Here is a 19,212-nt window from a genome sequence, read left to right on the forward strand (position 1 = left end):
GGCCCGTCCGCTTCGGTTGCCGGCGTCATCCTTCTTCCTCACTTCGACCTCCCTTCTTTTCGTCCGGCTCGCCCATGAACTCCACCACGCCCACCCCGCTCAGCTACAAGGACGCCGGCGTCGACATCGATGCCGGCGACGCGCTGGTCGACCGCATCAAGCCGCTGGCCAGGAAGACGATGCGAGAGGGCGTGCTGGCCGGCATCGGCGGCTTCGGCGCGCTGTTCGAAGTGCCCAAGCGCTACAAGGAACCGGTGCTGGTGAGCGGCACCGACGGCGTCGGCACCAAGCTCAAGCTGGCCTTCGAGTGGAACATGCACGACACGGTGGGCATCGATCTGGTGGCCATGAGCGTGAACGACGTGCTGGTCCAGGGCGCCGAGCCGCTGTTCTTCCTGGACTACTTCGCCTGCGGCAAGCTGGACGTGGACACCGCCGCCGCGGTGGTCGGCGGCATCGCACGCGGCTGCGAATCGAGCGGCTGCGCGCTGATCGGCGGCGAGACGGCCGAAATGCCGGGCATGTACCCGGCCGGCGAATACGACCTGGCCGGTTTCGCCGTCGGCGCGGTCGAAAAATCGAAGATCCTCACCGGCCGTGACGTGAAACCGGGCGACGTGGTACTGGGGCTGGCCTCGGCCGGCGTTCATTCCAACGGCTTCAGCCTGGTGCGCAAGGTGATCGAGCGCGCCGGCGCCCAAGCGCCCGCGACGCTGGACGGCCGGCCCTTCCGCGAGGCGGTGATGGCGCCGACGCGGCTCTACGTGAAGCCGGTGCTCGCCGCCCTGGCGAAGCATCCCATCAAGGCCCTGGCCCACATCACCGGTGGCGGGCTGCTCGAGAACATTCCGCGCGTGCTGCCCGAGGGCACGGCGGCCCATCTCAAGAAGGGCAGCTGGCCGCAGACCGAGCTCTTCGCCTGGCTGCAGAAGGTGGCCGGAATCGACGACCAGGAAATGAACCGAACCTTCAACAACGGCATCGGCATGGTGGTGGTGATCGACGCGGCCGAAGCCGCCGCCTGCGCCGCCACGCTGCGTGCCGAGGGCGAGACGGTGCACGAGATCGGCGTCATCGCCGAGCGCGGCACCGGCGCGGCCGTGGTTGTCGCCTGAAAACACGTCCCCCGCGTGAGCGACATCGCGCCACCACTCCCGTCGCGCAGGCTGCAGACGGCGAGCTATCTGCTGATCGCAGGCGCCCTGCTGCTGATCATGTGGCAGGGCCTGCTGCCCGGCCTGCTGTGCGTTTGCGTGGGCTTTCTCGGCACGCGCTGGCTGGCCCGGCTGATGGACTCGGGCCGGCAGCGCCTGCAGCCGTCGCGCCCCGCACCCGTCGACCCGCCCTCCTCCGGCGCACGTGTTCTCGCCGCGACCCTGGTCTCGCTGGCGCCGGTCGGCCTGCTGACGCTGGCCTTCTCGGAGACGCGCGAGTTCGTGCTCAACGCGCCCGAGCAGTACCAGGAACTGCTCGACTTCATCGCCCGCACCGTGCTGGAGCTGCGGCTCAAGCTGCCGCCCGACATCGGCGTCTATCTGCCGGAGGGCGCGGCCGAGGTGCAGGGCGTCATCGCCGGCTACCTGCGGGCCCAGGCCGGCGCACTGGCGCTGACGGGCCGCGCCTGGCTCGGCGGGCTGCTGTTCGCCTACGTCGGACTGATCGTGGGCGCGCTCGCGGCCGTGGCCCGGCACCCCTCCACCGGACGGCCCCTGGCCGAAATGCTGAAGCAACGCATCACCTTGTTCGGCGAGGCCTTCGGCCAGATCGTGGCGGCGCAGTTCTGGATCGCCGCCTTCAACACTTTGCTGACCGCGATCTTCCTGCTCTTCATGCTGCCGCTGTGGAAGATGGAGTTGCCCTATACCCCGGCGCTGATCACTCTGACCTTCGTCGCAGGCCTGGTGCCGATCGTCGGCAACCTGCTGTGCAACACGGTGATCACGCTGGTAGGGCTGGCGGTGTCGCCGCTCACCGCGCTGGCCTGCCTGGCCTTTCTCATCCTCATCCACAAGGCCGAGTACTTCATCAACGCCAAGGTGGTGGGGGCACGCACGCAGATGGGCGTCTGGGAACTGCTGGCGGTGATGTTCGTGGCCGAGGCCGTATTCGGCCCGGCGGGGCTGGTGGCGGCACCGCTCTTCTACGCCTACCTCAAGAAAGAGCTGCAGGCCGCGCGGCTCGTCTGAGCAGGCATGTCCTGATCTGATCGATTCCTGTCCTGCACGAGGCGGACGGGGCGCGGGCAGCCAGGAAAAATCAGGCGCATCATCCCCCACCCAGGAGATTGCCACCATGAAATCTTGTCTGATCGTGATCGACGCCCAGGAGTCGTTCCGCCACCGCCCCTATTTCACGCCGCGCGACCTGGGCGCCTATGTTGCCGCGCAGAACGCCCTGATCGAGGGCTGCACGGCCGCCGGTGTCCCGGTCGTGCGCATCTTCCACGTCGACGGCCCGGCCGAGCCGGCGAATCCCTTCGCGGTCGAATCCGGCCACGTGCGCGCCCTGGCCGAACTGGCGCCCTTCGAGGCTGCCGCCACCTACACGAAGCACCGGCACAGCGCGCTGGTCGGCACCGGCCTCGATGTGTGGCTCACGCAGCAGGGCATCGGGCGGCTGATCGTGAGCGGGATCCGCACCGAGCAATGCTGCGAGACCACCACCCGCCATGCCTCCGACCTGGGCTGGGCAGTCGATTTCGTGCCTGACGCCACCCTGACCTTCGACATGACGCAGCCGGATGGACGACCGCTGTCCGCCGCCGACATCAAGGCGAGGACGGCCACCGTGCTCGAAGGCCGCTTCGCGAAGGTCTGCACGGTCGCCCAGGCGTTGGAGCGTGCGGGGGCGATGGCCGCCGCCTGAGCTTGCGCCTGACGCGATGCGCAGTCCGCCGCTGATCCGGGTCGTCTTTGCGCTCCTGCCCCACAGCCTGGTGCTGGACTGGGCCGGGCCGGCCGAAGCGCTGCGCATCACCAACCAGCTGCTGCGCGCAGCCGGGCAGCCCGAGCGCTTCGCGATTGAATTCGCTTCGCCGAGCCCGGACGCGGCCGGCTCGGTGGGTATCACCCTCAGCGGCTTGTCGCCCCTGCCGACCGGCTGGGACGGGCCGGCCTGGGTGGTGCTGGTGGGCCTGCCGGGCCACACCCTCTCGGTCGAGGCCCCGGAGGCGCAGGCCTTGCTGCACTGGCTGCGGGGCTTGCGCTTCGAGGCAGGCCGCCTGGAGCTGGTAACCATCTGCGCCGGCGCCCTGCTCGCGGCGCATGCCGGCGTGCTGGCGGGCCGCCGGGTCACCACGCACCACCACCACCTCGACGAACTGCGCCGGACCGAGCCGCGCTGCGAGGTGGTGGCCAACCGGGTGTTCGTCATCGACCCACCCCTGTGCAGCAGCGCGGGCGTCACCACCGGCATCGACCTGATGCTGCACCGGATCGCCCAGACCTGCGGCGAGGTGCTGGCGGCCCAGGTCGCGCAGACCATGGTGGTAGCGCTGCGGCGCGGGCCGCAGGACCCGGAGCTGTCGCCCTTCCTGGCCTATCGCAACCACCTGCACCCGGCGCTGCACCGCGTGCAAGACGCCGTGTGCGAGGCGCCTCATCAGGACTGGAGCGTGCCGCGCATGGCCCAGGTTGCCCGCACCTCGCCCCGGCACCTGACACGCCTTTTCGTCGAACATGCCGGGACCGCGCCGCTCACCTATCTGCGGCGCCTGCGGCTCGCGACCGCGCAGCTCGCGCTGCAGTCGGGCGCCAGCGTCACGCGCGCCGCGGAAATGTCTGGCTTCGGCTCCGACACGCAACTGCGCCGCGCCTGGCGGCAGTTCGGTCTCGCAGGCTCGCCGTCTCAGAGATAGCCGCAGAAGCGCAGCACGTGCCCGTCGGGTTCGCGGATCGCGAACTCGCGCAGGCCCCAGGGCTGCGAAGCGGGCGGCTCGATCACTCGAACGCCGCGCTTGACGTAGGCGGCGTGCAGGCCGTCCACATCCCGGCCGACATGGATCACGATCTCTCCGCGCCAGGGTTCGGCCTCGCCGCGGCCGCATTGCCACAGCCGGATATAGACCGGATCGCCATAGCTGCGGTCGCCCTTCTTGACGCGTGCATAGCTCGGCGGCTCGCCTGCGATGAAGTCGAGCTCGAAGCCCAGTACCTCGCAGAAATAGCGTGCGGCGCGCGCCGCATCGGCGACCGGCAGCACCGGCTGGATGCCGTGGAACTCGTGCCGCGTCCCGAGGTCGACCGGCGCGATTTTGCCTTCGCTGCCCTGCGCCATCAGCTCTCCGCGCGGCGCAAGGCAGCGACACGCTCGGTGATGGCGTCGATGTCGAGTGCGTCCTCCGCGTGCGCCAGGTAGGTCTCCAGGTCGCGCACGGCCTGCGCCGTGTTGCCCTGCTCCGCATGGGCCAGGCCGCGGTCGCGGTGCTCGCCCCATGCCTCCGGCAGCAGCGCGACCAGCCGGTTCTGCACTGCGATGGCGCGCTGCCAGTCTTCCTGCGAGCGGTGGATTTCCTTCAGGTTGCGCAGCATCCGGCCGATGATCTCGCGCGGCGAAGCCGGCTGCAGGTACAAGCCCAGGGGCACGTCGAAGTCACCCACCAGGCCGCTGCTGCGCTTGTAGGGCTCCAGGCGTTCGCTCAGCTCTTCGCGCGAGAGTGACTTGCCCGTGAAGGGATCGATCACCACCTGCCCCTTGGGCAGCGTGACCTTGAGCATGAAGTGCCCCGGAAACCCCACGCCGCGGGCCTGCAGGCCCAGCCCCTGGGCGAGCTCCATCCACAGCACCGCCAGCGAGATCGGAATGCCGCGGCGCGTGCGCAGCACCGCATTGAGGTAGCTGTTGTCGGGGTCGTAGTAGTCGTTGACGTTGCCGCCGAAACTCAGGTCGTGGAAAAAGAACTGGTTGAGCGCGCGCAGGCGCTGCAGCGGCGCGGCATCGGCAGGCAAACGCCGCTTGAGCCGTGCGAGCAACTGATCGACGTCGCCCAGAACCTGCTGGACGTCGAGTTCGGGGTATTCGTCCTGCGCGAGGCTCGCCGCAGCTTCGAGCAGGGGAAAGTGGTCGTCGCTCCGGACCAGCGATTCGAAGTATTCGAGCGCGGAAGGCGCCTTGAAGCTGAACGTCATGTGGCTTTGTAGAGGAGGCGGTGACCAGCGTCAAGGCAGGGCAAGCACCGCTGGATGCAGAGCATCAGTGGCGCACGAAGCTGCGCAGCCTGACACCCACGAGCGCCAGCACCGTGAAATAGAGCAGCGCCGCGCCCGCCACCAGCGCGGCCAGGAGGCCGATGCGCAGCAGGCGCTGCGCCTGCAGGCCGATCCAGTCGAAATGGCGGTCGCCCCAGACCAGCAGCGCACCCAGGACCAAGGTGGCCAACAGCACCTGCAACAGGAACCGGCCCCACCCCGGCAAGGGCTTGTAGCTGCCGCGCCGGATCAGCCCGACGAGCAGCCACGTCGCGTTGACCATCGCGCCGATCGCAATGGTCAGCGTGAGTGCCGCATGCTGGAGGATCGGCACCAGCACGACGTTGAGCAACTGGGTGAGCAGGAGCACGGCCACCGCGATCAGCATCGGCGTGCGCGTGTCGTGCCTGGCGTAGTAGCCCGGCGCCAGCACCTTGACCGCCACCAGCCCGACCAGGCCGACGCCATAGCCCATCAGCGCCAGGCTGGTCCGCTGCACGTGGAATTCGTTGAAGGCGCCGTTGTGGAACAGCACCGCCACCAGCGGTCGCGAGAACACCAGCAACGCCAGCGCGCAGGGCACCGACAGCAGCACCACCAGCCGCAGGCCCCAGTCCAGCATGGCCGAGTAGCGCGCATCGTCCTTGGCCGCCCGCGCCGCCGACAGCTGCGGCATCAGTACCACCCCCAGGGCCACGCCGAGCAGCGCGGTCGGGAATTCCATCAGCCGGTCGGCGTTGGTGATCCAGCTCACGCTGCCGGTGGCGAGGTGCGAGGCGATCTGCGTATTGATGAGCAGTGAGATCTGCGCCACGCTGACGCCGATCAACGCCGGCAGCATGAGCCGCGCGATGCGCCGCGTGTCCGGATCGGCCCAGGCGGTGCGGATGGCGCGCAGGCCGAGTCCGACGCGCGGCATCATGCCCAGCGCCCGCAAGGCGGGAATCTGCAGGGCCAGCTGCAGCACCCCGCCGACCATCACGCCGGCGCATTGGGCATAGATGGGCTCGATGCCCATCCGCCGGAACCAGGGGGCACCCAGCACGATCGAGAGGATCAGCGCCACGTTCAGCAGCACGGGCGCGGCCGCCGGCACCGCGAACCGGCGCCAGGTGTTGAGGATCCCGCCGGCCAGCGCTACGAGCGACATGAAGCCGATGTAGGGGAACATCCAGCGGGTCATGAGGACCGCGGACTCGAAGCTCTCGGGGTTTCTCTGCAGGCCGCTGGCCATGGCCCAGACCATCAGCGGCGCGCCGACCACGCCCGCCACGCAGAAAAGCACCAGCAACCAGGTCAGCAGTGTTCCCACGTGGTCGACCAGCGCCTTGGCGCCGGCATCGCCCTGCTGGGTCTTTGTGGCCGCCAGCACCGGAACGAAGGCCTGGCTGAAGGCACCTTCGCCGAACACCCGCCGGAACAGATTGGGAATGCGGAAGGCAACGTAGAACGCGTCAGTCATCGCACTGACGCCGAACACCGAGGTCATGAGCACGTCGCGGATCAATCCGGTGATGCGGGAGGCGAGCGTCAGGAGCGAGACGGTGGAGGCGGATTTGAAAAGCGACACGGCCGGAAGTGTATGTGCCGGCGCGTGCTCTTCCCGGCACGAGGGCCCGGCATCTTCGCTTCGCCTATAATGGAGGGCTTTGCTGCATCATCCCCAGACACTGTAAGGAACACCAGCCATGGCATCGTCCAAACCCAAGAAAAAGAACCCGCGCCTCGCATCGGGCCGCAAGCGCGTCCGCCAGGACACCAAGCTCAACGCCGCGAACACCTCGCTGCGTTCCAAGTACCGCACTGCTGTGAAGAATGTCGAGAAGGCCGTCGTGGCCGGCGACAAGACCAAGGCGGCGGAGCTCTTCGCGAAGGCCCAGAGCATCGTCGACAGCGTCGCCGACAAGGGCATCTTCCACAAGAACAAGGCCGCTCGCGACAAGAGCCGCCTGGCAGCCAAGGTCAAGACCCTGGCCCTCGCCGAAAAGGCCGCCGCCTGACGTCTTCAGGCAAGCCCGGACCGGCCGCGCGCCAGTCCGCCGTTTGACCGGGTGCGCTGCAGCAAAGTGAATAACCGCCTTCGGGCGGTTTTTTCATGGGCGCAAAGTTGATCGATCGACACTGATGGGCGTCGACGTCTTGGCGTGTCTTCTTGGCGTGTCTATTTCCGAGGGAGGGCCGGCGGCGGCACATCCGGCACCAGGCAGGCCTCGGCGACCTGCAGTTCGTTGTCCCGAGCGAAGTTCATCACGAAGTCCCAGGCCATCACCTCGGCCTCCCGCAATTCGCTGCTGACCACCACGCATTTGATGCCGTTGACCACCGTCGGCACACACCAGGGCGAGTAGCTCAGGTGGCTCCCAGGCTGCGGTCCACCGGGACGGAAGGAACACATGACACCGGCGAGACGCTCTGCCCAATCGCTCGGGCGAAAGGTCCGGCCATCTTTGGTGATGCCCTGGATGAAGACTTCTTTGGCGGAGGGGGAGACCATGGATCGCGAGGAGAGGCAGACGCGTGTTGCGCTGCACAAAGGATTCTATCCGGCGTCCCCTCCGCCACTCGGCGACGGGGCATTGCTGTGATGCGCAATCCTCAACGCGACGGTCGAAGCACCCCCCTAGAATCCTTCTTCCCCCGTATCGGAGATCCCATGAGCGCCACAGCCGCCCCCTCCTCGCCCCATGTCATGAACACCTACGGCCGCCTGCCGATCGCGCTGACGCACGGACAGGGCTGCCGCGTCTGGGACACCGAGGGCCGAGCCTATCTGGACGGTCTGGGCGGGATCGCAGTCAACACGCTCGGCCACAACCACCCCGAGCTGGTGCCGGCCCTGCAGGACCAGATCAGCAAGCTGATCCACAGCTCCAACTACTACCACGTGCCCGGCCAGGAGCAGCTCGCGGCGAAGCTGACCGAGCTGTCGGGCCTGACCAACGTCTTCTTCTGCTCCACCGGCCTGGAGGCGAACGAGGCCGCGCTGAAGCTGGCGCGCAAGTTCGGCCATGACAAGGGCATCGAGCGACCCGAGATCGTGGTCTACGAAGCCGCCTTCCACGGCCGCAGCATCGCCACCCTGTCCGCCACCGGCAACGCCAAGGTGCAGAAGGGCTTCGGCCCCCTGGTCGAGGGTTTCATCCGCGTGCCGCTCAACGACTTCGACGCCTTGAAGAAGGCCACCGAGGGCAATCCGAACGTGGTGGCCGTGTTCTTCGAGACCATCCAGGGCGAAGGCGGCATCCACCCCATGCGCTGGGAGTACCTTCGCCAGGTGCGCCAGCTCTGCGACGAGCGCGACTGGCTGATGATGATCGACGAGGTGCAATGCGGCATGGGTCGCACCGGCAAGTGGTTCGCACACCAGTGGGCCGGCATCCAGCCCGACGTGATGCCCCTGGCGAAGGGCCTGGGCTCCGGCGTGCCGGTCGGCGCGGTGGTCGCCGGGCCGCGCGCCGCCAACCTCTTCGGTCCCGGCAACCACGGCACCACCTTCGGCGGCAATCCGCTCGCCATGCGTGCCGGCATCGAGACCATCCGCATCATGGAAGGGCACAGGCTGCTCGAGAATGCCGCCAACGTGGGCGCGCACCTCAAGAGCGCTCTGGAGCGCGAGCTGGGCGGCCTGAAGGGCGTGAAGGAGGTCCGCGGCCAGGGCCTGATGCTGGGCATCGAACTCGACCGGCCCTGCGGCGTGATCCTCAACCGCGCGTGCGAGGCCGGACTGCTCCTGAGCGTGACGGCCGACAGCGTGATCCGGCTGGTGCCCCCGCTGATCCTCAGCGTGGCCGAGGCGGACGAGATCGTCTCCATCCTGGCGCCCATCGTGAAGACCTTCCTCGCGGAACCGACATCATGAGCAACACGAACACGACGCCCGACCTGCGCCACTACCTTCAGTTCTCGGACTTCGCCGCCGAGGACTATGCCTATCTCTTCGAGCGCGCCGCACTGATCAAGAAGAAATTCAAGGCGTACGAAAAGCACCGGCCGCTGACCGATCGCACGCTGGCCATGATCTTCGAGAAGGCTTCGACGCGCACCCGCGTGAGCTTCGAGGCCGGCATGTACCAGCTCGGCGGCAGCGTGGTGCACCTGACCACCGGCGACAGCCAGCTCGGCCGTGCCGAGCCCATCGAGGACAGCGCCAAGGTCATCAGCCGCATGGTCGACCTGGTGATGATCCGCACCTTCGAGCAGACCAAGATCGAATCCTTCGCGGCGCACTCGCGCGTGCCGGTGATCAACGGCCTGACCAACGAGTTCCACCCCTGCCAGATCCTGGCCGACATCTTCACCTTCATCGAGCACCGCGGCTCGATCAAGGGCCGCACGGTGGCCTGGGTGGGCGACGGCAACAACATGGCCAACACCTGGCTGCAGGCCGGGGAGATCCTGGGCTTCAAGGTGCACGTGAGCACGCCCAGCGGCTACGAGGTGGACCAGTCGGTCGCCGGTATCCGCTCGGCCGACAGCTACCGCGTCTTCAAGGACCCGATGGAAGCCTGCCGCGGCGCCGACCTTGTGACCACCGACGTCTGGACCAGCATGGGCTACGAGGCCGAGAACGAGGCCCGCCGCGCCGCCTTCGCCGAATGGTGCGTGGACGAAGAGATGATGCGCGCTGCCCAGCCCGACGCGCTGTTCATGCACTGTCTGCCGGCGCACCGCGGCGAGGAGGTGCAGGCCGAGGTCATCGATGGCCCACAGTCGGTGGTGTGGGACGAGGCCGAGAACCGCATGCACGTGCAGAAGGCGTTGATGGAATATCTGCTGCTCGGCCGCCAGCCCGCCTGAAGACCGCTCCACAGCGATGTTTCCAGGGTGTTGGAAATAACCGACACCACGACCCGGCTCGCGGCGCTAACTTCGCGCCATGAACCAACGCATCTGGGATATCTCGCCGCCGGTGCTTGAAGGCGCGCCGGTGTTTCCCGGCGACACGCCTTACCGCCAGCGCTGGGCGGCGACCATCGGGCCGAGCTGTCCGGTCAACGTGAGCGAGATCACGCTCTCGCCCCATGTCGGCGCGCATGCCGATGCCCCTTTGCACTACGACCCCGATGGTTCATCCATCGGCACGGTGGCGCTCGCGCCCTACCTCGGCCGCTGCCGCGTCATCCATGCCATCGACTGCGGGCCGCTGGTCGAATGGGCGCATCTCGCCCACGCGGTGCAAGACCTCCCGCCGCGCGTGCTGGTACGCACCTACCGCCGCGCGCCGATCGAGCGCTGGGACGGCGCCCTCGCCGCCTATGCGCCCGCCACCGTGGAGCGACTGGCCGCGCAGGGCGTGATGCTGATCGGCATCGACACCGCCAGCATCGACCCGGCCGACAGCAAGACCCTCGACAGCCACCAGGTGATCCGCCGCCTCGGTCTGCGCGTGCTGGAGAACCTCGTGCTCGACGAGGTGCCTGAAGGCGACTACGAACTCATCGCGCTGCCGCTCAAGCTGGTGACGGCCGATGCCTCCCCCGTGCGCGCCGTGCTGCGCGAACTGAAGACCTCCTGACCCATGAACCTCGACGACTGCCGGCGGCTCGACGCCGAAGACCCGCTCGCCGCACTGCGCGGCAAATTCATCCTCCCCGAGGGCGTGATCTACCTCGACGGCAACTCGCTCGGCGTGTTGCCGAAGGCGGCCCCGGCGCGCATCGCCGAAGTGGTGAGCCACGAGTGGGGCGAAGGCCTGATCCGCTCGTGGAACAGCGCCCGCTGGATCGACCTGCCCCAGCGCCTGGGCGACAAGCTAGCGCGCCTGATCGGTGCCGCGCCCGGCGAGGTGGTGTGCACCGACGGCACCTCGGTCAACCTCTACAAGGTGCTGTTCGCCGCCCTCACGCAAATGAAGGACAGCGGCCGCAAGGTCGTGCTCAGCGAACGCAGCAACTTCCCGACCGACCTCTACATCGCCGAATCGCTGTGCCGCGAGCGCGGCTTCGTGCTGAAGCTCATCGACGACCCGGCCGGATTGCCCGCTGCGCTGAACGGCGAGCTTGCCGTGCTGATGCTCACGCACGTCAATTACCGCACCGGCGCGATGCACGACATGAAGGCGCTCACCGCCGCCGCCCACGCCGCCGGCGCGCTGGCGATATGGGACCTCGCTCACAGTGCCGGCGCGGTGCCGGTCGCGCTCAACGACTGCGAGGCCGACTTCGCGATCGGCTGCGGCTACAAATACCTCAACGGCGGGCCCGGCGCGCCGGCCTTCGTGTGGGTGCATGCGCGCCACGCGAGCCGGTTCGAGCAGCCGCTGTCGGGCTGGTTCGGCCACGCGGCGCCCTTCGAGTTCTCGCCCCACTACCGGCCGGCGCCGGGCATCGCGCGCTACCTGTGCGGCACGCAGCCGATCATTTCCCTCTCGGCGCTCGAATGCGGCATCGACACCGTGCTCGCCGCCGAAGCCCACGATGCGGGCCGCGGCAGCATGGCGGCGCTGCGTGCCAAGTCGCTGGCGCTGACCGATGCCTTCATCGCCCTCGTGGAAGAGCGCTGCCCCGGCCGCTTCACGCTGGTCACGCCGCGCGCTCACGCGCAGCGCGGCTCGCAGGTCTGCCTGGCCCTGGCCGACAACGGACCCGGCGCCTACGCGATCGTGCAGGCGCTGATCGCCCGCGGCGTGATCGGCGACTACCGCGCAGGCGACAGCCAGATGCCGGACATCCTGCGATTCGGCTTCACGCCGCTGTACCTCGGCTTCGAGGATGTCTGGCGCTCGGTCGATCACCTGGTGCAGGTGCTGGAGGGCGAGGAATGGAAGCGCCCCGAGTTCAACCAGAAGCTGGCGGTGACCTGAGGACCATCATGACGACCGAACGCATCGTCCACGAAGAAGGCGCCAAGCTCGACTTCAGCGCCTCGATGAGCTACAGCGACTACCTGGGCCTGGACGCCATCCTCAATGCCCAGCACCCGCGCTCGCCGGCACACGACGAGATGCTCTTCATCGTCCAGCACCAGACCAGCGAGCTGTGGATGAAGCTGATGCTGCACGAGCTGCGCGCCGCCATCCGCTGCATCGCGCAGGACGACCTGGCCAGTGCCTTCAAGATGCTGGCGCGCGTCTCGCGCATCATGGAGCAGTTGGTCCATGCCTGGGACGTGCTGGCCACCATGACGCCGCCCGAGTACAGCGCGATGCGCCCCTACCTGGGCAGCTCCAGCGGCTTTCAGAGCTGGCAATACCGCTGCATCGAGTTCGCGCTCGGCAACAAGAACGCGGCCATGCTCAAGCCTCACTCCCATCGGCCCGAGCTGCTGGCCGAGGTGGAAGCGGCCTGGCGCGCGCCTTCGCTGTATGACGAGGCGCTGCGACTGCTGGCGCGCCGTGGCTTCGACATCCCCACCGACCACCTCGAGCGCGACTGGACGAAGGCCTACGAACTCAGTGACGGCGTCGAGCAGGCCTGGCTAGCCGTCTACCGCGACCCGAAGAACCACTGGCACCTGTATCAGCTGGGCGAAGAGCTGACGGACCTCGAGGACGCCTTCCGCCTCTGGCGCTTCCGCCACGTGACCACCGTGGAGCGCGTGATCGGCTTCAAGCGCGGCACCGGCGGCACCGGCGGGGTGAGCTATCTGCGCAAGATGCTCGACGTGGTGCTGTTCCCCGAAATCTGGAAGCTGCGCACCGATCTCTAGGCTTCGGCCGTCCCCGGCGGCACGGCCGGAAACTTCGCCGCGGCCAGGCGGCTTTGCACCGCCTGCGCGGCCGCCTTCAGGTCGGCGAGATGGCGCTTCACGATCTCCTGCTCGGAGGCGACCGCCGGCAGCCACGCGCAGCTGATGCAGCCCACCACGGTGTTGCCCTGCAGGATCGGCACGGAGATCGCGCCGAAGCGCTCCGGAGAATCCAGGCTCGTCGGGCTCGGGTCGCGCGAGGCATAGCCCTGGGCGCGGTAGCGCGCCGGCCAGTCCTGCGCCCCGTGCGACTTCAACGCGGCGCGATCGACCTCGTAGGGTGACCGCGCCAGCGCGGCCAGCAGCCTGCGGCGCTCGGCATCCGGGCAGAAGGCCAGGTAGCAGCGCCCTAGCGATGACAGCAGCAGCCGCGGGCGGAAGCCGAGCACGCGGTAGTTCACCGCCAGGCCGTTGATCGGCCGGTTCGTGTCGAGAATGAGCATCGCCAGCCCATCGCGCACCGCCAGGTCGATCGGCCAGGGAACCACCTTCTGCAGTTGCTCGCGCGGCTGGCTCGCGAGCGCCGACAAGCGCGTACGCCATTCCTCCGCCAGACCCGATTCGCCGGGGCTGGCCGCGGGCACGTAGCGGTTCTCCACCTCGTTGCGGGCGATCCAGCCCGCCTCCTGCAAGGTCCTCAGAATGCGCAGCAGCGTGGCCTTGGACATGCCGGTCTGACGATGCAGGTCGGCCAGCGTGACGGCGGACGACTGCTGGATCGACCAGAACACCTCGAGCCCGCGGCGCAGCGCGGTGATCGGTTTCACGCCCGGGGCGGGGCCGGCGCTGCGGAAGGCGTCGCGTCTGGATTGGTTCATTGAGTGAAATTATGTCTGGCGGCGCAAAGAGCCGGCTTCCAGAATCCGCTCGCCTTCCTCAACCACCTGCAGCGGGCGAAGCCCAGGAGCCACCCAGATGAACACCCTTCGACGTCAACTTGCACTCGGCGCCCTCGCGCTCGCCGGGGGCTGCTGCTGCGCCATCCTTCCGGCGGCAGCGCAAGCGCAAGCAGCCTACCCCGCCAGGCCGATTTCCATCGTGGTCTCCTACCCGCCCGGCAGCGACACCGACTCGATCGCGCGCATGCTGGGCGAGCGCTTGTCACAGCGCCTCCATCAGCCGGTGGTCGTCGACAACAAGCCTGGCGCGGGCGGGACGCTCGGCAACGGCTTCGTCGGCCGCGCCGCACCCGACGGCTATACGCTTCTCTTCACGCCCAACCCCTTCACCACCGCCCCCATGGTGATGCGACTGTCGCCGGCGGCCAGCTACGACGTGCTCCACGGCTTCGAGCCCATCATCCAGATCGCCACCCAGCCCCTGGTGCTGGTGGCGTACCCCGGCGTGGGCGCGAAGTCGGTGCCGGAAATGGTCGCCCAGGCCCGATCCGGCAAGGCGCTCACCTACGCCAGCCCCGGCGCCGGCTCGCCGATGCACATCGTCGGGGAGTGGCTCAACCGCGCCGCCGGCGTGAAGATCACGCACGTGCCCTACCGCGGCGTCGCGCCCTCGGTCAACGACGTCGTGGCCGGCCACGTGGACACCGCCTGGGTGACGCTCGGCGTCGTCAGCCAGTACACCAGCCAGAACCGGCTGATCCCGCTGGCCATCGGCGATGCGAAACGCTCGCCGCTCGCGCCCAACGTGCCCACCCTGGTGGAGGCAGGCTACAGGGACGTGGTGGTCGGCGCCTGGAACGGCTTTTTCGCGCCCAAGGGGACGCCGGCGGATCTCGTGCGCCTGCTCAACGGGCACCTGAACGAGATCCTCAAGTCCCCCGAGGTGGTGGCCAAGCTGGCGACCTTCGGCGCCCTGCCCGTCGGCGGCGCGCCCGAGGTGCTGGCGAAGACCAATGCCAACGAGTACCAGGTGATGGGCAAGCTGATCAAGGACCTGGCCATCACGGCCGACTGAGACGGGCTCCCATGAGTGCATCCACGCTGGGTACCTCGGTGCCCCAGGTCAACGCACGCGCCAAGGTCATGGGGCGCGCGCAGTACGCCGGCGACATCCAGTTGCCCGGCATGCTGCACGGGAAGGTGCTGCGCAGCCCCTATCCGCACGCCCGCATCGTGCGCGTCGACGTGTCGCGGGCCCTCGCGCTGCCCGGCGTCAAGGCGGTCGCGACGGGCGCCGACGGGCCGCAGGTGCCCTGGGGCGTGCACCACAAGGAGCGGCTGACGCTGGCCCGCGACGTGGTGCGCTTCGCGGGCGAGGAAGTGGCCGCCGTCGCCGCGGCGACCGAAGAGATCGCGCGCGACGCGCTGGACCTGATCGAGGTCGAGTACGAGGAGCTGCCGGCCATCCTCACGCCCGAAGAGGCGCTGGATCCGGATGCGCCGACGGTTCATTCCGGCCGCACGGACAACGTCTCGCACGAGATCCGCTTCGAGCGCGGCGACGTCGACGCGGCCTTCGCGCAAGCCCACCTGGTGCACGAGGCGACGTACACCACCCATTCGCAATACCCCGGCTACATGGAGCCGATGGCATCGGTCGCGGCGATCGATCCCGACGGCCGCCTGCAGGTGTGGACCTCGACCCAGTCCGCCTTCCTGGTGCGCGCCCGGCTGGCCGCGGTGCTGGAATTGCCCGTTTCCCGCGTACGCGTGATCCAGGCGACCACCGGCGGAGGCTTCGGCGGCAAGATCATCGAGGACGCCAACAGCCTGATCGCCGGCCTGCTGGCGCTGCGCACCGGTCGGCCGGTGCGCGTGGTGAACAACCGGCTGGAGGATTTCCTCGCCTGCGCGACCAGCGTGCCCGAGCGCATCACGCTCAAGCTCGGCATGGACCGGGCGGGACGGATCATCGCCAAGGACGTGCGCATCGTGGCCGACTGCGGCGCCTACAGCGGCCTCTCTGCGGAGGTGATGCACGTCAGCGCCATGCGCAGCGACAACATGCACCGCAACGCCAACGTGCGTTCGCGCGCCACGCTGGTCTACACGCACACGCCGCCGCACGGCGCTTTCCGCGGCTTCGGCGGCACACAGATGCTGTTCGCGCTGAACAGCCATATCGACACCATGGCGCGCCAGCTCGACCTCGATCCGCTGGACGTCCACCGGCTCAACGCGATCGAGCGGGGCGAGACTTCGGTGCACGGCTGGAAGATCGGCAGCACGGGCCTGGTCGAATGCCTGGCGCAGTGCGCCGCCGCCATCGGCTGGCACGAGCGCCGCGGCCGCATGGCCCGCCAGGGCATCAGGCGGCGCGGCATCGGCCTGGCCGCGGCCATGCACGTGAGCGGCAACCGCACCATCGGCGACTGGGACGGCTCCACCGTCATGCTGAAAGTCAACGAAGACGGGCGCGTCGTCCTGCACTGCAGCGAGGCCGACATGGGCCAGGGCGCGATGACCATGCTGTCGCAGGTCGTGGCGCACGAGCTCGACATTCCGCTCGCGCACGTCCACGTGGTCGCGCCCGACACCGACAGCGCGCCCTTCTGCATCGGCTCCCTGGCCTCGCGCGTCACCATCGTGGCCGGCAACGCGGCCATCGTGGCGGCGGGCGCGGCGCGCGACAAGCTGATCGAGCAGGCGGCCTCGATGCTGCAAGCGCCCGTCGCCGAGCTGCAGTGCGCGGGTGGCACGGTTCACCTGCGCGCCGCGCCCGAGCGCGGACTCACGCTGGCCGAGCTGGCCCGCGCACACCTCTGGCGGCATGGCGGCGAAGGCATCCAGGTCACCGGCAGCTGGGACGCGGCGACCGAGATGTTCGACAAGAACACGCTCATGGGCAACATCGCGCCGGCCTACTCCTTCGCGGCGCAGGCGGTCGAGGTCGAGGTCGACACCGAGACGGGCCAGGTCACGCTGGTGGACAGCTTCGTCTCCGACGATTGCGGCAAGGCCCTCAACCCGCAAGCCGTCCACGGCCAGAGCAACGGCGCCGCGGCACAGGCCATCGGCTGGACGCTGTATGAGCGCCTGCAGGTGGAGGACGGCCGCATCGTCAACGGCAACTTCGCCGACTACACCATGCCTTCGCCCGACGCGCTGCCGATGCTGCGCAGCGGCATCGTGGAGTCGAACGACCCCCACGGCCCCTACGGCGCCAAGGGGGCGAGCGAGACGGCGATCCTGCCTGGCCCGGGCGCCATCGCCAATGCCGTGTTCGACGCGATCGGCGTGCGCATCACGGAGTTGCCGATCACGCCCGAGAAGGTGCTGGCCGCGCTGCGCCGCCGCGAGGAGCCGCGCCATGCATGACTTCGAATTCCTCGAACCGCGCACCGTGGCCGAGGCGAGCCGCATGCTGGCCGACCTGGGCGACGAATGCCGGGTGATGGCCAGCGGCACCGCGCTGCTGCTGGCGATGCGCCAACGCATGGTGACGCCCTCGCACGTGGTGTCCGCCCTGCGGCTCGACGGGCTGCATGGCATCGAGTTCGATTCGCAGCAGGGCCTGCGCATCGGCGCGCTGGTGAAGCATGCCGAGCTGGCACGCGCCGAGGTGGTGCGGCGGCACTACCCCGTGCTCGCCGCCATGGCCGCCCAGGTCGCCAACCCGCAGGTGCGCAACCAGGGCACCCTGGGCGGCAATCTCTGCTATGCCGATCCCGCCACCGACCCGCCCGGTTGCCTGATGGCGCATGGCGCGCAGGTCGTGCTGGCCAGTGCGCGCGGCGAGCGCACCCTGCCCATGGAAGAATTCCTGGTGGACTATTACGTCACCGCGCTGGAGCCCGACGAACTGCTGGTGGCGATTCGGGTACCGCCGCCGCAGCCCGGCACCGACGGCCGCTACACCCGCTTCATGCGCACTGCCGCCGAGCACCGGCCGCTCGCCAGCGTGTCCCTGGTGGCGCGGCGCGAGGGTGCGCTGTGCCGCGAGGCGCGGCTGGTCGTGGGCGCCTCGGTGCCCATCCCCGGCCGCCTTGCCCGCGCCGAGGCGTTTCTGCGCGGCAAGACCATCGACCCGATGGTGGCCGCGGAGGCCGCCGACATCGTCGCGGCCGACATCGATCCGATCTCGGACAACCGCGGCTGCGCCGATTTCCGGCGCGACATGGTCCGGGTCGTGTGCCGCCGCACCATCGCCGAGCTGTTCGGCCTGAAAGGAGAAGAGACATGAGCCTTCACGCGATCGCACTGGTCGTCAACGGGGAACGGCAGGACACAGCCGTCCCCGCGCGCCGCCTGCTCGCCGACTTCCTGCGCGACGACCTGCATCTCACGGGCACCAAGCGCGGCTGCGAGACCGGCGTCTGTGGCGCCTGCTCGGTGCTGGTCGACGGTGAGGTGGTCAAGTCCTGCCTGTCGCTGGCCGTGCATGCCGACGGCTGCGCCATCACCACGGTCGAAGGCCTCGCGCAAGGCGAGCAGCTCCACCCCGTGCAGGACGCCTTCATGCGCTGCGGCGGCCTGCAATGCGGCTACTGCACGCCGGGCTTCCTGATGGCCTCGTGCGCATTGCTCGCGAAGAACCCGGCCCCGACGGAGCACGAGGTGCGCCAGGGGCTCAACGGCAACCTGTGCCGCTGCACCGGCTACAGCCAGATCGTGGAGTCGGTGCTGGACGCCGCGGAGAAGATGCATGGAAATTGAGAAGACCCTGGTCATTGCCGCGCCGCCCGCGCGCGCGTGGGCGCTGTTGCTGGACCCCCAGGTGATGGGCGGCTGCGTCCCCGGCATGCAGTCGATCGAGGTGCTGAGCCCCACGGAATACAAAGCCCTGATGGCGGTGAAGATCGCCTTCGTGAGCGCGAAGTTCAGGCTCAAGACGACCATCCTCGAGCAACGCGCGCCGCACTACCTGCGCTGCGAAGGCACCGGCGAAGACGCCTCGGTGGCGAGTTCGCTCAAACAACAGAGCGAGATGTTCCTGGCCGAGCAGCCCGACGGCAGCACCGAGCTGCGCATGAAGGTGAAGGTGGAGGTGCTGGGGCGCCTGGGCAGCTTCGGCCTGAGTGTGATGAAGACCAAGGCCGATCGCATGTGGGACGAGTTCGGTCAGAACCTGGCAAAGCGGATCGAATCGCAGCAGCAGGACGGGCCAGGCGGATCGGCGCCGGCGCCGGCGCTGGCCGCCCAGCCCAGATCCAGGCTCGAAGCGCGGCCCGCTCAGCCCACGACACCCGAGCGCCCGCCAGCCGCCATCCAGGGCGATGCCGCCGCGCCGCGAACGGAGAAAACCGGCTGGTGGCCGCGCCTCGTCGGCGCGCTCTCGAAGCAGGGCGCCCGGGCAGGCGACCGCCATATCCGCATCGAGCTGATTCGAGAGGGCGCGCGGGTCACCGTCCATTGGCCGGTGGAGGCAGCGGGCGAATGTGCCACGCTCCTGCGCGATTGCCTGCGGCCCGCCGTGAAGGAATGAGGATGCCACGCGGCCA

Annotated in this window: 20 protein-coding genes; 15 read left to right on the plus strand and 5 right to left on the minus strand. The window is 68.9% G+C overall.

The window, feature by feature from the left end; translation table 11 throughout:
- The first annotated feature begins 74 nt into the window (after positions 1-74).
- From purM to ABEA07_RS00130, 4 genes are all read left to right on the plus strand, one after another.
- Positions 75-1,115: a phosphoribosylformylglycinamidine cyclo-ligase gene (gene purM / locus ABEA07_RS00115; protein WP_345535079.1), complete on the plus strand. Its 1,041-nt coding sequence runs from the start codon at positions 75-77 to the stop codon at positions 1,113-1,115.
- Positions 1,116-1,130: 15 nt separating this feature from the next.
- Complete coding sequence (locus ABEA07_RS00120; protein WP_345535080.1) at positions 1,131-2,186, plus strand: AI-2E family transporter; 1,056 nt, start codon at positions 1,131-1,133, stop codon at positions 2,184-2,186.
- A 106-nt stretch (positions 2,187-2,292) separates the two neighbouring features.
- Positions 2,293-2,865: an isochorismatase family protein gene (locus ABEA07_RS00125; RefSeq protein ID WP_345535081.1), complete on the plus strand. Its 573-nt coding sequence runs from the start codon at positions 2,293-2,295 to the stop codon at positions 2,863-2,865.
- Positions 2,866-2,881: 16 nt separating this feature from the next.
- Positions 2,882-3,856 carry a GlxA family transcriptional regulator gene (locus tag ABEA07_RS00130; protein WP_345535082.1) on the plus strand — a complete coding sequence of 325 codons (975 nt, stop codon included), beginning with the start codon at positions 2,882-2,884 and terminating at the stop codon, positions 3,854-3,856.
- Here the strand turns inward: ABEA07_RS00130 and ABEA07_RS00135 are convergent.
- From ABEA07_RS00135 to murJ, 3 genes are all read right to left on the minus strand, one after another.
- Positions 3,847-4,275, minus strand: a complete 429-nt coding sequence (locus ABEA07_RS00135; RefSeq protein WP_345535084.1) for a bleomycin resistance protein — start codon at positions 4,273-4,275, stop codon at positions 3,847-3,849. The genes ABEA07_RS00130 and ABEA07_RS00135 overlap by 10 nt on opposite strands.
- Entirely contained in the window at positions 4,275-5,126 is an 852-nt protein-coding gene (locus ABEA07_RS00140) for a SirB1 family protein (RefSeq protein ID WP_345535085.1), read from the minus strand. The genes ABEA07_RS00135 and ABEA07_RS00140 overlap by 1 nt, the downstream gene beginning before the upstream one ends.
- Before the next feature lie 64 nt (positions 5,127-5,190).
- The gene (gene murJ / locus ABEA07_RS00145; protein WP_345535087.1) at positions 5,191-6,756 is read right to left on the minus strand and encodes a murein biosynthesis integral membrane protein MurJ; all 1,566 of its coding nucleotides are present in this window, start codon (positions 6,754-6,756) and stop codon (positions 5,191-5,193) included.
- 118 nt (positions 6,757-6,874) lie between these two features.
- On the opposite strand from murJ, the gene rpsT reads away from it, so the two are divergent.
- Positions 6,875-7,186: a 30S ribosomal protein S20 gene (gene rpsT, locus ABEA07_RS00150; protein WP_345535088.1), complete on the plus strand. Its 312-nt coding sequence runs from the start codon at positions 6,875-6,877 to the stop codon at positions 7,184-7,186.
- Between the two features lie 161 nt (positions 7,187-7,347).
- Here the strand turns inward: rpsT and ABEA07_RS00155 are convergent, their stop codons facing one another.
- On the minus strand, positions 7,348-7,680 hold the full coding sequence (locus tag ABEA07_RS00155; protein WP_345535089.1) for a DUF3579 domain-containing protein: 333 nt from the start codon (positions 7,678-7,680) through the stop codon (positions 7,348-7,350).
- 159 nt (positions 7,681-7,839) lie between these two features.
- Between ABEA07_RS00155 and ABEA07_RS00160 the strand changes: the two genes are divergently transcribed.
- From ABEA07_RS00160 to kynA, 5 genes are all read left to right on the plus strand, one after another.
- Positions 7,840-9,045: an aspartate aminotransferase family protein gene (locus ABEA07_RS00160; RefSeq protein ID WP_345535090.1), complete on the plus strand. Its 1,206-nt coding sequence runs from the start codon at positions 7,840-7,842 to the stop codon at positions 9,043-9,045.
- Positions 9,042-9,983 (plus strand): ornithine carbamoyltransferase, encoded by a 942-nt coding sequence (gene argF / locus ABEA07_RS00165; RefSeq protein ID WP_345535091.1) that lies wholly within the window; start codon positions 9,042-9,044, stop codon positions 9,981-9,983. Before ABEA07_RS00160 ends, argF begins: the two co-directional genes overlap by 4 nt.
- A gap of 79 nt (positions 9,984-10,062) precedes the next feature.
- The gene (gene kynB, locus ABEA07_RS00170) at positions 10,063-10,701 is read left to right on the plus strand and encodes an arylformamidase (RefSeq protein WP_345535093.1); all 639 of its coding nucleotides are present in this window, start codon (positions 10,063-10,065) and stop codon (positions 10,699-10,701) included.
- Between the two features lie 3 nt (positions 10,702-10,704).
- Positions 10,705-11,988 carry a kynureninase gene (kynU, locus tag ABEA07_RS00175; protein ID WP_345535094.1) on the plus strand — a complete coding sequence of 428 codons (1,284 nt, stop codon included), beginning with the start codon at positions 10,705-10,707 and terminating at the stop codon, positions 11,986-11,988.
- A gap of 8 nt (positions 11,989-11,996) precedes the next feature.
- Entirely contained in the window at positions 11,997-12,833 is an 837-nt protein-coding gene (kynA, locus tag ABEA07_RS00180) for a tryptophan 2,3-dioxygenase (RefSeq protein ID WP_345535095.1), read from the plus strand.
- Here kynA and ABEA07_RS00185 read toward each other — a convergent pair.
- Positions 12,830-13,690: a helix-turn-helix domain-containing protein gene (locus ABEA07_RS00185; RefSeq protein ID WP_345535096.1), complete on the minus strand. Its 861-nt coding sequence runs from the start codon at positions 13,688-13,690 to the stop codon at positions 12,830-12,832. The genes kynA and ABEA07_RS00185 overlap by 4 nt on opposite strands.
- A 97-nt stretch (positions 13,691-13,787) precedes the next feature.
- Between ABEA07_RS00185 and ABEA07_RS00190 the strand changes: the two genes are divergently transcribed.
- From ABEA07_RS00190 to ABEA07_RS00210, 5 genes are read left to right on the plus strand one after another with little or no spacing between them, the layout of a single operon-like run.
- Positions 13,788-14,786, plus strand: a complete 999-nt coding sequence (locus ABEA07_RS00190; RefSeq protein ID WP_345535097.1) for a Bug family tripartite tricarboxylate transporter substrate binding protein — start codon at positions 13,788-13,790, stop codon at positions 14,784-14,786.
- Between the two features lie 11 nt (positions 14,787-14,797).
- Positions 14,798-17,089, plus strand: coding sequence for a xanthine dehydrogenase family protein molybdopterin-binding subunit (locus ABEA07_RS00195; RefSeq protein ID WP_345535099.1), 2,292 nt, complete (start codon positions 14,798-14,800; stop codon positions 17,087-17,089).
- A complete protein-coding gene (locus ABEA07_RS00200) occupies positions 17,082-17,954 on the plus strand; it encodes an FAD binding domain-containing protein (RefSeq protein WP_345535100.1) in 873 nt (290 codons plus the stop codon). The genes ABEA07_RS00195 and ABEA07_RS00200 overlap by 8 nt, the downstream gene beginning before the upstream one ends.
- Positions 17,951-18,427: a (2Fe-2S)-binding protein gene (locus ABEA07_RS00205; protein ID WP_345535101.1), complete on the plus strand. Its 477-nt coding sequence runs from the start codon at positions 17,951-17,953 to the stop codon at positions 18,425-18,427. The genes ABEA07_RS00200 and ABEA07_RS00205 overlap by 4 nt, the downstream gene beginning before the upstream one ends.
- Entirely contained in the window at positions 18,417-19,196 is a 780-nt protein-coding gene (locus ABEA07_RS00210; RefSeq protein ID WP_345535103.1) for an SRPBCC family protein, read from the plus strand. Before ABEA07_RS00205 ends, ABEA07_RS00210 begins: the two co-directional genes overlap by 11 nt.
- Positions 19,197-19,212 lie beyond the last annotated feature (16 nt).

The organism is Variovorax defluvii (assembly GCF_039541515.1).
Classification (GTDB): Bacteria; Pseudomonadota; Gammaproteobacteria; order Burkholderiales; family Burkholderiaceae_C; genus Variovorax; species Variovorax defluvii.

What these genes read in the sequence shown, in the direction of transcription:
- ABEA07_RS00185 (WP_345535096.1), bottom strand. Translation starts at nt 13,690, where the DNA reads ATGAACCAATCCAGACGCGACGCCTTCCGCAGCGCCGGCCCCGCCCCG.
- ABEA07_RS00210 (WP_345535103.1), top strand. Translation starts at nt 18,417, where the DNA reads ATGGAAATTGAGAAGACCCTGGTCATTGCCGCGCCGCCCGCGCGCGCG.
- ABEA07_RS00200 (WP_345535100.1), top strand. Translation starts at nt 17,082, where the DNA reads ATGCATGACTTCGAATTCCTCGAACCGCGCACCGTGGCCGAGGCGAGC.
- kynB (WP_345535093.1), top strand. Translation starts at nt 10,063, where the DNA reads ATGAACCAACGCATCTGGGATATCTCGCCGCCGGTGCTTGAAGGCGCG.
- ABEA07_RS00125 (WP_345535081.1), top strand. Translation starts at nt 2,293, where the DNA reads ATGAAATCTTGTCTGATCGTGATCGACGCCCAGGAGTCGTTCCGCCAC.
- kynA (WP_345535095.1), top strand. Translation starts at nt 11,997, where the DNA reads ATGACGACCGAACGCATCGTCCACGAAGAAGGCGCCAAGCTCGACTTC.
- ABEA07_RS00195 (WP_345535099.1), top strand. Translation starts at nt 14,798, where the DNA reads ATGAGTGCATCCACGCTGGGTACCTCGGTGCCCCAGGTCAACGCACGC.
- kynU (WP_345535094.1), top strand. Translation starts at nt 10,705, where the DNA reads ATGAACCTCGACGACTGCCGGCGGCTCGACGCCGAAGACCCGCTCGCC.
- ABEA07_RS00160 (WP_345535090.1), top strand. Translation starts at nt 7,840, where the DNA reads ATGAGCGCCACAGCCGCCCCCTCCTCGCCCCATGTCATGAACACCTAC.
- argF (WP_345535091.1), top strand. Translation starts at nt 9,042, where the DNA reads ATGAGCAACACGAACACGACGCCCGACCTGCGCCACTACCTTCAGTTC.
- ABEA07_RS00140 (WP_345535085.1), bottom strand. Translation starts at nt 5,126, where the DNA reads ATGACGTTCAGCTTCAAGGCGCCTTCCGCGCTCGAATACTTCGAATCG.
- ABEA07_RS00155 (WP_345535089.1), bottom strand. Translation starts at nt 7,680, where the DNA reads ATGGTCTCCCCCTCCGCCAAAGAAGTCTTCATCCAGGGCATCACCAAA.
- rpsT (WP_345535088.1), top strand. Translation starts at nt 6,875, where the DNA reads ATGGCATCGTCCAAACCCAAGAAAAAGAACCCGCGCCTCGCATCGGGC.
- ABEA07_RS00130 (WP_345535082.1), top strand. Translation starts at nt 2,882, where the DNA reads ATGCGCAGTCCGCCGCTGATCCGGGTCGTCTTTGCGCTCCTGCCCCAC.
- ABEA07_RS00190 (WP_345535097.1), top strand. Translation starts at nt 13,788, where the DNA reads ATGAACACCCTTCGACGTCAACTTGCACTCGGCGCCCTCGCGCTCGCC.
- purM (WP_345535079.1), top strand. Translation starts at nt 75, where the DNA reads ATGAACTCCACCACGCCCACCCCGCTCAGCTACAAGGACGCCGGCGTC.
- ABEA07_RS00205 (WP_345535101.1), top strand. Translation starts at nt 17,951, where the DNA reads ATGAGCCTTCACGCGATCGCACTGGTCGTCAACGGGGAACGGCAGGAC.
- ABEA07_RS00135 (WP_345535084.1), bottom strand. Translation starts at nt 4,275, where the DNA reads ATGGCGCAGGGCAGCGAAGGCAAAATCGCGCCGGTCGACCTCGGGACG.